This window comes from Microcystis sp. M113S1 (genome assembly GCF_020246945.1).
GTDB lineage: Bacteria > Cyanobacteriota > Cyanobacteriia > Cyanobacteriales > Microcystaceae > Microcystis.
Genome location: NZ_JADBSA010000272.1, coordinates 1 through 10833 on the forward strand (window position 1 = coordinate 1; position 10833 = coordinate 10833).

8 protein-coding genes and 1 pseudogene are annotated in these 10833 nt (G+C 43.8%); 8 read left to right on the plus strand and 1 reads right to left on the minus strand.

The window, feature by feature from the left end:
* The 6 genes from IM319_RS13690 to adhE all read left to right on the plus strand — a co-directional run.
* Positions 1–556: Crp/Fnr family transcriptional regulator (locus IM319_RS13690; RefSeq protein WP_287735941.1), on the plus strand; the 556-nt coding region annotated here is incomplete at its 5' end.
* A 66-nt stretch (positions 557–622) separates the two neighbouring features.
* Entirely contained in the window at positions 623–961 is a 339-nt protein-coding gene (cutA, locus tag IM319_RS13695) for a divalent-cation tolerance protein CutA (protein WP_286824676.1), read from the plus strand.
* A gap of 174 nt (positions 962–1135) precedes the next feature.
* The gene (locus tag IM319_RS13700; protein ID WP_287735942.1) at positions 1136–3841 is read left to right on the plus strand and encodes a phycobilisome rod-core linker polypeptide; all 2706 of its coding nucleotides are present in this window, start codon (positions 1136–1138) and stop codon (positions 3839–3841) included.
* 100 nt (positions 3842–3941) lie between these two features.
* Positions 3942–5180, plus strand: a complete 1239-nt coding sequence (locus tag IM319_RS13705; RefSeq protein ID WP_287076625.1) for an AAA family ATPase — start codon at positions 3942–3944, stop codon at positions 5178–5180.
* Positions 5177–5686 carry a hypothetical protein gene (locus IM319_RS13710; protein WP_287735943.1) on the plus strand — a complete coding sequence of 170 codons (510 nt, stop codon included), beginning with the start codon at positions 5177–5179 and terminating at the stop codon, positions 5684–5686. Before IM319_RS13705 ends, IM319_RS13710 begins: the two co-directional genes overlap by 4 nt.
* A gap of 449 nt (positions 5687–6135) precedes the next feature.
* Positions 6136–8802 (plus strand): bifunctional acetaldehyde-CoA/alcohol dehydrogenase, encoded by a 2667-nt coding sequence (adhE, locus tag IM319_RS13715; RefSeq protein ID WP_287735944.1) that lies wholly within the window; start codon positions 6136–6138, stop codon positions 8800–8802.
* Between the two features lie 65 nt (positions 8803–8867).
* On the opposite strand, the gene gloB is transcribed toward adhE, so the two are convergent.
* On the minus strand, positions 8868–9641 hold the full coding sequence (gene gloB / locus IM319_RS13720; protein WP_287079637.1) for a hydroxyacylglutathione hydrolase: 774 nt from the start codon (positions 9639–9641) through the stop codon (positions 8868–8870).
* A 184-nt stretch (positions 9642–9825) separates the two neighbouring features.
* On the opposite strand from gloB, the gene IM319_RS13725 reads away from it, so the two are divergent.
* Together IM319_RS13725 and IM319_RS13730 are read left to right on the plus strand one after the other, a co-directional pair.
* Positions 9826–10383: a Panacea domain-containing protein gene (locus IM319_RS13725; protein WP_287735945.1), complete on the plus strand. Its 558-nt coding sequence runs from the start codon at positions 9826–9828 to the stop codon at positions 10381–10383.
* A gap of 241 nt (positions 10384–10624) precedes the next feature.
* A pseudogene (locus IM319_RS13730) lies at positions 10625–10833 on the plus strand (RNA-guided endonuclease TnpB family protein); the annotation flags it as partial.

The window sequence follows — 10833 nt, forward strand, 5'->3', positions numbered from 1 at the left end:
ATTAGAAAATGATTGGGGTGGTTCGGTTTACTTTATTCTGGATGGTTGGGTGAAAATTCGTACTTACGATGTAGAGGGTAGAGAAGTCACCTTAAATATCGTCGGTAAAGGGGAAATAGTCGGAGAAATGGCCGCTTTAGAAGAATCTACCCGCTCCACCGATGCTATCACCTTAACCACGGCCACAATTAGCAGTATTCCCGCCCAAGATTTTATTAATCTGCTCATATCGGAGCCTTTAGCGGGAATTCGTCTTTCTCAGTTACTGGCCAAGCGTTTACGTCAACTTAACCGGCGTTTACGTTTGCGCGAGGCCGATAGTCTCTCCAGAGTCGTCGATACTTTACTCTTTTTGGCCGAAGGTCAAGGACGAAAAAGCGGCCAGGGTACGATAATTCCTAATTTACCTCACCGGGAATTGAGTAGCATTAGTGGCCTGGCCCGGGAAACCGTGACCCGATCCCTGACCAAATTGGAGAAAAAAGGCCTGATTCAAAGACAGCAGGAATCTCTGTGTATTCCCGATCTGGCCGCTCTAGAAAAAGCGATCACCTAAATTCAGTGATCAGTGATCAGCTTATGTGTCGATTACAGCGTTTCTCGTAAGTAGGTGGTTGGACTGATGACCGAAAGATTAACCAGTTTTGGAGTGGTGCTGGTGACAACCACCAGCGAAACGGAAGCGGAAAACTTAGCGATCGCTTTACTTAACGAGCGATTGGCAGCTTGTGTCAGTATTTACCCGATTCGTTCCATTTATCGTTGGCAGGGACAGATTGAAAACGAGCGCGAATGGCAATTAGCGATTAAAACTGATTTAAAGCAGTTTGAGCAGTTATCGGCGAAGATACAGGAACTTCATACCTATGCAGTCCCAGAAATCATCGCTTTACCGATTGTAGCGGGTTCTCAGACCTATTTAGACTGGTTAGCCTCCCATACGGGTGGGGTGTCAGAATAGACCAATCGGTAAGTTTAGCGAAAAAAATCTATATAATTCTTAATAAACTATCTCAGGAAGCGCAAAAAGTTTTAATCTAGATGCTGATTAAATTTTTAAACATCTGGTTTTAAGACCGATCGCCTCCACGATTGGAGAACTCAGCACATCGTCAAGGGAGATAGTTAAAATCCAATGAGTCTTAAGGCAAGCGGTGGCAGCTCCTTAGCGCGTCCCCAACTCTATCAAACCGTCCCAGTATCTGCCATTACCCAAGCAGAACAACAAGACCGCTTTCTCGATAAACCCGAACTCAATGAACTGATCGCCTACTTCCAATCGGGGAGCAAGCGCTTAGATATTGCCCAAACGCTCACCCGGAACTCCGATCTGATCGTCTCGCGGGCAGCTAACCGGATTTTTACCGGTGGTTCACCCATGGCCTACCTAGAAAAACCCCCCGTGGAAGAATTGGCCCTGGTGGGTGCGGGTAAAGTTACCAACGTCCAGGAAGGGATGAAATTAGGAACCGTTACCTACGCTGAAAGCGGGGCCGGTGGCGGCAGTGGCATACTCGGGGGCTTAAAAGGGATTTTCACCTCTAGCGGCCCGATTCCCCCCGGATTCCGACCGATTAACGTCTCTCGTTACGGTCCGAGCAATATGCAGAAGTCCCTCCGGGATTTATCCTGGTTCCTGCGTTACGTTACCTATGCGATCGTGGCCGGTGATACCAGTATCCTGATCGTTAACACCCGCGGTTTAAGGGAAGTTCTCGAAAATGCCTGTTCCATTGATGCCACCATCGTGGCCCTACAAGAAATGCGGGCCGCTTCGATCGAGTATTTCCAAAGAGACAAGGATGCGGCCACTTTAATCAGTGACTATTTCAATATCCTACTGGGTGAATTAAAAGCCCCCACCCCCTCTAATAAACTGCGTCAGCGTCCCAGTAGTGACCAACAGGGTTTAAGTCTTCCCCAAAGCTACTACAACGCCGCCGAAAAACGGCAAAAGTTTGTCATGAAAACCGGTTTATCGGAGTCGGAAAAATCTTCGATTATCAAGGCCGCCTACAGACAAATTTTTGAACGGGACATCACTCGCGCCTACAGTCAGTCCATTTCTGACCTAGAATCGAAGGTGAAAAACGGCGACATCTCGATGAAAGAATTCGTCCGTCGTCTCGGTAAATCGCCTCTCTACCGCAAACAGTTCTTTGAACCTTTTATCAATAGTCGCGCCTTAGAATTGGCTTTCCGTCATTTCCTCGGTCGCGGTCCTTCCTCCCGGGAAGAAGTGCAGAAATACTTCTCGATCGTCTCTAGCGGCGGTTTAGCGGCGTTAATCGATGCTTTAGTCGATTCTCAGGAGTATTCCGACTATTTCGGCGAAGAAACCGTTCCCTATCTCCGGGGTTTGGGTGCAGAAGCGCAGGAATGTCGTAACTGGGGGATGCAGATCGACCTGTTTAACTACAGCGCACCTTTCCGCAAAGTTCCCCAATTTATCACCACCTTTGCTAAATACGATCGCCCCTTACCGGATCAGCACGTTTACGGTTCCGGAAATGATCCCCTAGAAATCCAATTTGGGGCAATTTTCCCGAAAGAAACCCGCGAACCTAGTTCTAGTCCCGCTCCCTTTGGTAAAGATACCAAACGTATCCTCATCCACCGCGGACCTGCCACTAATAACCAAAATAGCAACCCCGGCGCCCGAGGTGAATTCCCCGGTACTTTGGGACCGAAAGTTTTCCGTCTCAATAACGAGTTACCCGGTTCTAGCAATGGGGTAAGCGTTAAATTTGGCGAAAGTTCCACCCAAAGAGTGATTTTAGCGGCTTATCGTCAGGTTTTCGGTCGAATGCCCTACGAAGGTCAGCGTTTGTCCGTGGCCGAGATTAAGTTAGAAAATGGCGATATTACTCTGCGCGAGTTTATCAAAACCCTAGCTAAATCCGAGGCTTTCCGGAAAATCTACTGGACTCCTCTCTATGTGGTCAAAGCGATCGAATATATTCACCGTCGTCTGCTCGGTCGTCCCACCTACGGTCGTCAGGAAATGAATCAATATTTCGATCTTTGCTCGAAAAAAGGCTTCTATGCTTTAATCGATGCCCTTATCGACAGTCCTGAATATACGGAAGCTTTTGGTGAAGATACGGTTCCCTACGAGCGCTATCTAACTCCCCAAGGGATGCAGTTACGGATGGTGCGTTTGGGCAATCTCCGCGAAGATATCGGCCAAAGAGTTGATAAAGAGGAAACCCCGCGCTTTATTGAATTGGGTACACCTTTGGTCTCGATTCGCACTGAACCCGATATTCAATCTCGTGTCGGTCAAGGTGTCACGGTTCAACGGGAACAAACTAAGGTCTTTAAACTGTTAACTAATCTGGATAAAGTTGCCGTACAAAATACTGTTCGCGCCGCCTATCGTCAGATTTTTGAACGAGATCTCGAACCCTATATCATCAATGCCGAATTTACTGCTTTAGAGAGTAAATTAAGCAATGCTGAGATCACGGTGAAAGAGTTTATTGAGGGTTTAGGTGGTTCGGATCTTTACCTGAAAGAATTCTATGCTCCCTATCCGAATACGAAAGTAATTGAATTGGGAACCAAGCACTTCTTAGGTCGCGCTCCCTTGAATCAAAAGGAAATCCAGAAATATAACCAAATTCTGGCAACTAAGGGATTAAAGGCCTTTATCGGTGCTATGGTTAATAGCATGGAATACCTACAATTATTTGGTGAAGATACGGTTCCCTATCGTCGTTTCCCGACTCTACCAGCCGCTAATTTCCCCAATACGGAACGGTTATACAATAAGCTGACTAAACAGGATAGTGAACTGGTTGTTCCTAGTTTTAAACCAGTAGTTAAGGTTGGTGGCTAATTAGTCCTTGAAGTTAATTAATTTAGCTCGTGTTCAACACGAGCTTTTTTCAGGACAAATTACTGCCCAAAATTTATTATCGTCAATCAAGGGGATAACAATGAGCCAAATTAAAGTTAAAAACTTCGGTCCAATTAAGGCGGGTTTAGTAGAAAATGATGGTTTTATCGACGTTCGGAAAGTAACGATTTTTATCGGTAATCAAGGAACTGGAAAAAGTAGCATTGCTAAATTAATATCAACATTAAGCTGGTTGGAAAAAGCTCTATATCGTGGGGATTTAGAGGAAAAATATGTTATTAAATATAATCGTTTTGTTAAATCTTTTTGTCAGTACCAAAATTTAACCAATTACTTTTTACCCGAAACCCAAATTGAATACAATGGAGATGTTTATAGAATTAGTTTTGAAAATGCTAAATTATCGATCGAGCGTACTGATAATCCAAAGTATCGAGTACCAAAAATTATGTATGTACCAGCAGAGCGAAACTTTTTGAGTGCAGTAAGATGGCCAGAAAAACTCAAAGGACTGCCAGAATCATTATATACTTTCTGGGAAGAATTGGATCGCTCACAACAGGAATTATCTGGCAGTTTGACTTTGCCAGTAGGTGAGGTTAAATTGGAATTTGATAAACTTAATAGACTGGTCAAGATTGTGGGTAGTGATTATCAACTAAATCTATCAGAAGCTTCCAGTGGTTTTCAGTCTTTTGTTCCTTTATTTCTCGTTTCTCGAAATATTGCTTTATCGATTAATCGAACTCAAGAAACTTCCCGCAATGAACTCAGTGGAGAGGAGCAAAAAAGATTAAAAATGGAAATCGAGAAAATTCTCTCTAATGATAATCTTTCCGATGACCTAAAAAAGGCGGCACTAGAAGTGTTATCTTCTAAATACCGCAATGAGTGTTTTGTAAATATTGTGGAAGAAATCGAGCAGAATCTATTTCCCCAATCTCAGAAAAAGATTTTATATAAATTATTTGAATTTGCCAATTTAACCCAGGGAAATAAACTAATTTTGACTACTCATAGTCCTTATATTATCAACGATCTAACCCTAGCTATCAAAGCGGATAAAGTTATCAAAAAAATCCTATCATCAGCGATTTCTAACGCCGATTATCTCCAAGAAAAGCTCAACCAAATTGTCCCGAAAGCCTCTTGTATAGCGGCAGAAGATGCTATTGTATATGAATTAACAGAGCAAGGAGAAATCCGAGAACTTGCTACCTATGAGGGTTTACCTTCTGATGAAAATTATCTCAATCTTTCCCTAGGAGAGACAAATCAGCTTTTTGATGATTTACTGGAAATCGAAGAACAGTTATGAAGATTAATTTCTTTGATAAAAAATGTCAGAGTCAAACCCATCGGCATAAATTTGGAATTTGTGATCGGCCATCTCCCTCAGAAAATCCCGCTTATTTAGATACAGAAAATCCCAGTGATTGGATTGCTATTGTGGAAAACTCTCAAGAAATTGAAGTGACATTTACCGCTATTGATAAATGTATTGAAATTAGAAAACTCGATGGTAGTCGTATGGATAAACGCTGTGAGGGAATGCTGACCTATGCTAATTGTTTGATTTTTGTAGAATTAAAAGAACGAAAGGGGAAAAATTCGGGGTGGGTAGGAGACGGAGAAGAGCAACTAAGAAACACAATTCGGGTATTTATTGAAAATCATGGTATAGAGGATTATTCGTCCAGAAAAGCCTACATTGCTAATAACAAAAAGCCTAACTTTCAGACTTCACAAATGAAGAGGATGGAAAAATTTCGCCAAGAAACTGAGTTTAGATTAATCATTCAAAACACCATCAAAATTGACTGATTTAATTCTATTTGATTCGGTTGCTCTGAAGATATTTATTTTCTAGAATGTAGAGATATCCTAGTTTGATGTTGAATCTCACCCTGAATCCGTTGCCAAGCTGTGATCAACTTTAAACTTTTCACTCAAGGAGCGCGGAATAGAACCAGCTTCTCGAACACCGGCTTGAATTTCTGGTAACTTGATCATTGAGTCTCTGTCCTCAAACTTTTTCTAGGTACTGGTCAATCCTAATTTATACTAAATCCAGTTATCAAAAACTGATTATTTATTCTCCCCTTTGCATGAGTGCCTGTCCTGATATGTTACCTATGCTCAATGGATTTAGGATTAGTATCCTATAATACCAATGCTTGGGAAACTATAAAGAAAATCCCAAGATTAAGCGAATCCCCTGCCGAAAAACGCTATAAGAGAATAAAAAGCGTAATTTTATCTACAAAATTGTTATGACAGTTACCAATAGACAAGAGCTAGAAGAACTCATTCAACAGGTAAAAAAAGCTCAACAACAATTTGCCAACTATAGCCAAGAACAAGTAGATCTTATCTTCAAAAAAGCGGCATTAGCAGCTAACAACGCTCGCATTCCCCTGGCTAAAATGGCCGTACAAGAGACCGGGATGGGAGTAATAGAGGATAAAGTGATTAAAAACCATTTTGCCTCAGAAATCATCTACAACAAGTATAAACACAGCAAAACCTGCGGCATTATCGAAGAAGATAAATCCTTTGGTCTGCAAAAAATCGCCGAACCCGTGGGCATTTTAGCGGGGATCGTACCCACAACAAATCCCACCTCTACAGCCATTTTTAAAGCCCTAATTGCCCTGAAAACCCGCAACGGCATCATTTTTTCCCCCCATCCGCGAGCCAAAGACTGCACCATCGCAGCGGCCAAAATTGTCTTGGAAGCGGCCGTGAAAGCGGGAGCGCCGGCCGGTATTATTGGTTGGATCGATCAGCCATCGGTGGAACTTTCCCAAGCATTAATGCAACATCCCTGCATTAATTTAATCCTCGCTACCGGCGGCCCCGGTATGGTAAAAGCGGCCTATTCTTCGGGAAGACCTTCCTTAGGAGTCGGCGCTGGCAATACCCCCGCTTTAATTGACGAAACCGCTCACATAAAAATGGCCGTTTCCTCGATTATTCTCAGTAAAACCTTCGATAACGGCATGATTTGCGCCTCCGAACAATCGGTGATCGTTGTCGATAGCATCTATGAGGAAGTTCGACAGGAATTTATTGATCGCGGGGCCTATCTTCTTTCCCCCGAAGAAAGGGAAAAAGTCGCCGAGATTCTCCTAAAAGATGGTCATATCAACCCCGATATCGTCGGGCAATCGGTGGAAAAATTAGCCGCTATAGCGGGAATTTCTGTTCCAGAAGATACCCGATTACTAATCGGAGAAGTAGAAAATATTGGCTTAGAAGAACCATTTTCCTACGAAAAACTCTCGCCAATTTTAGCTATGTACCGAGCGAAAGACTTTGAAGATGGGGTGAAAAAAGCCGAAAAACTGGTCTTATTTGCGGGTCGAGGTCATACGGCCGTGCTTTATACATCTCCCTCAAATCGGGAACATATTAAGCGCTTTGAAGACAACGTAGAAACGGCCCGGGTATTAATTAATACCCCTTCCTCCCAAGGTGCGATCGGTGATATCTATAACTTCCGTCTCGATCCTAGTTTAACCCTCGGTTGTGGCACTTGGGGCGGTAATTCCATCAGCGAAAACGTCGAACCTAGCCACCTGTTAAATATTAAAACCGTGGCCGAGCGCCGGGAAAATATGCTTTGGTTCCGAGTACCACCAAAAGTATATTTTAAATACGGGTCATTACCGATCGCTATTCGGGAATTAGCCGGCAAAAAACGGGCCTTTATTGTCACCGATAAACCTCTTTTTGACCTAGGAGTTACCGCAGCTTTAGAGGAAGTTTTAGAAGAAATCGGCATCACGGTTAATATCTTTTATGATGTGGAACCCGATCCTTCTCTAGAAACCGTCGAACGGGGGTTAAATGTGATTAATACCTTCAATCCCGATGTGATTATCGCTATCGGTGGCGGTTCCCCGATGGATGCGGCCAAAATCATCTGGCTACTCTACGAGCATCCAGAGATAGAATTCGAGAGCTTGGCCATGCGCTTTATGGATATCCGCAAACGAGTCTATGAATTGCCCCCTTTAGGTCAAAAAGCTCTGATGGTCTGTATTCCCACCACTTCGGGAACAGGATCGGAAGTGACTCCCTTCGCTGTTGTTACCGATCGCCGTAATAATATTAAGTATCCTCTGGCAGATTATGCCCTAACTCCCAGCATGGCCATCGTCGATCCGGAATTAGTGCTGAATATGCCGAAAAAATTGACAGCCTACGGCGGAATTGACGCTTTAACTCACGCTCTTGAGGCCTACGTCTCGGTTTTAGCCTCAGAATATACTAATGCTCTTGCTCAAGATGCCATCCGACTGCTGTTTAAATACCTGCCCAGTTCCTATCATAACGGAGCTAAAGACCCGAAAGCGCGGGAAAAAGTTCATTATGCGGCGACAATGGCAGGAATGGCCTTCGCTAATGGCTTTTTAGGCATCTGTCACTCCATGGCCCACCAATTGGGGGCAATTTTCCACATTCCCCACGGTTTAGCCAATGCCTTGATGATTTCCCACGTCATCCTCTATAATGCCACCGATGCCCCCTTTAAACAGGCCACCTTCTCTCAGTACAAATATCCTAACGTGAAATGGCGCTATGCCAGGATCGCCCATTCCCTGGGATTGGGAGGAGAAAGCGAGACCGAAAGTGTGGAAAGATTGGTATTAGCGATCGAATGTTTAAAACGGGAAATCGGTATTCCGGCCAGTATTAAAGAGGTAATTCCCGAAACTGAAGCCGAATTTATGGCCAAATTAGACCATTTAGCCGAACAAGCTTTCGATGATCAGTGTACCGGAGCCAATCCCCGTTATCCCCTGATTGAGGACTTAAAAACCCTCTTAATCCAAGCTTATCACGGCAATTTGCCCCTAGAGGTGGCGGTAAATGGTCACGGTGATGTCAGTCTTGCCGATTTGAAGTTAGATCCGCAACCCTTGAGCTTGTAATCTGATCCGATAACGCGATCGATCCTGAGAATACAGGATCGATCGTTTTTTTGACGCCGCTACTGCTAAAAATTATCCTTTTTCCCCCGCAGCCGTGCAAACACTTGTACTGGTTCTCTGCTATCCATGGTCATTTCCAAAGCGGGACTATCCCAGCGCAAAAAAGGATTAGTCAGCTTTTCCGTCCCCAAAATTGCCGGAATCGTGGGAATATCTTGAGCGCGATTTTTCTCCACTTCCCGATAACGCTGTTGCAGAGCAGCATTATTAGGGTCAACTGTCAAGGCAAACTTTAAATTATTTAACGTATATTCGTGAGCGCACCAAACCCGGGTCTGGTCAGGCAGCGATCGCAATTTAGTTAAAGAAGCCACCATTTGCCCCGGTGTTCCCTCAAATAAACGACCACAACCCCCAGAAAACAGGGTATCACCGCAGAATAACTCGCCGTAATCTCCGGGGTTAACCGGGGGAAAATAATAGGCAATATGAGCGCGAGTGTGGCCGGGGACAAAGAAAACCTCGGCCCAGCGACCGGCAAATTCCACCCGGTCCCCCTCCTCTAAAAACAGCTGCTGGCCCGGAATGCGACCGCGATCCTCCTTTCCCCCATAAACACAAAGATGGGGATAACGATTAATTAAAGCCTGATTAGCCCCCACATGGTCGCCGTGGTGATGGGTATTGAAAATAGCGACTAAATCCACCTGTAAAGCCTCTAATCGCCTGAAAACGGGTTCAGGTTCGGCTGGATCCACCACGGCCGCGATTTTTTGTGCGCGATCGTAGAGGAGAAAAATATAATTATCGGAAAGGGCGTTAAGACGTTCGATCTCCATGGTAGAATCTTGGGCTAAGGTTTAACTCGATCATACCTATAGCAGCCGATGGCAGCATCTTTTAGAAATCAGGCTAGAAGCCTCAACCACTGGGACAAAATCTTAAATGTGGCCGATGTAGAATAATAACTATAATAAAAGTGTAATAAAAGTGTCATAAAAAAGCAGTGAATTTATAGTAGTTATGACGATCAAATTTCGGTTTCATCCAGAGAAAGCAGTTGAAGCCGCTGCTATACTCTTAAAGCTACACGGCAAACAGATGAAGTATTTAGGGTTGCTGAAAATGCTCTATATAGCTGACCGTCTTGCTTTAAAAACCATGGATCAACCAATTACCGGGGATAGATATGTATCAATGGATTATGGACCGGTTCTCAGGGGTGTTTATGATTTGATTAAAGGACAACCCGTGGACTCTGCCTTGCCCCTGTGGTCGAAATATATTTCTCCCCGGGATTCTCATTATGTTGACCTGCTGCAATATCCCGGCAATGAAGAACTCTGTGAAGAAGAAGAAATGATTCTTAAACAGGTTTACAACACTTTTGGCCGTCTCAATCCCTTTCTTGTAGCCGAATGGACTCACGATCTACCAGAATGGAAGGATCCCCATGGTTCCGCTATTCCAATTTCAGTAGAGGATGTTTTGCGATTTATGGGTAAAACAGAGGAAGAAATCGAAGATATTAGCCAAGAAGCCCAGCGAGAAGCCTATTTAGATGGAGCTTTACATGGCTAGTCTGGTTGTCAAGCTGGGGGATGCCTTTTTAATCGATACACCCCCTAATAAGCAACATCTCTACATTGCGATCGCAAAGACTTCTGAAAATAGATATTTATCTTAAATGTCGGGTGAAGACCCTCAGTTTCACTGACGGGATGAAACCCGACCAATATAGAACAGCGAAGCACCACTAAATCCTTGACAGTTTTGTGCTGGATATGTTAGCATAAAGAAAGTTGTTTGAGGTCGATAAACAATGATTGTTTTAGAAATGAAAGCAGTCGTCAAACCAAGTCAGTGTTCTGCCATTGATGAAGCTATTCTTACAGTACAATTCATCCGTAATAAGGCTTTAAGGCTTTGGATGGATGCCAAGAGAGAAGACAAAATCGATAAATATTCTCTCAATAAATATTGTGCAGTTCTCGCCAAACAGTTCAAGTTTGTCGATACTCTAAATTCTAC

Coding starts and splice junctions, on each gene's coding strand:
- IM319_RS13725 (WP_287735945.1), top strand. CDS start 9,826: ATGACGATCAAATTTCGGTTTCATCCAGAGAAAGCAGTTGAAGCCGCT.
- cutA (WP_286824676.1), top strand. CDS start 623: ATGACCGAAAGATTAACCAGTTTTGGAGTGGTGCTGGTGACAACCACC.
- adhE (WP_287735944.1), top strand. CDS start 6,136: ATGACAGTTACCAATAGACAAGAGCTAGAAGAACTCATTCAACAGGTA.
- gloB (WP_287079637.1), bottom strand. CDS start 9,641: ATGGAGATCGAACGTCTTAACGCCCTTTCCGATAATTATATTTTTCTC.
- IM319_RS13700 (WP_287735942.1), top strand. CDS start 1,136: ATGAGTCTTAAGGCAAGCGGTGGCAGCTCCTTAGCGCGTCCCCAACTC.
- IM319_RS13710 (WP_287735943.1), top strand. CDS start 5,177: ATGAAGATTAATTTCTTTGATAAAAAATGTCAGAGTCAAACCCATCGG.
- IM319_RS13705 (WP_287076625.1), top strand. CDS start 3,942: ATGAGCCAAATTAAAGTTAAAAACTTCGGTCCAATTAAGGCGGGTTTA.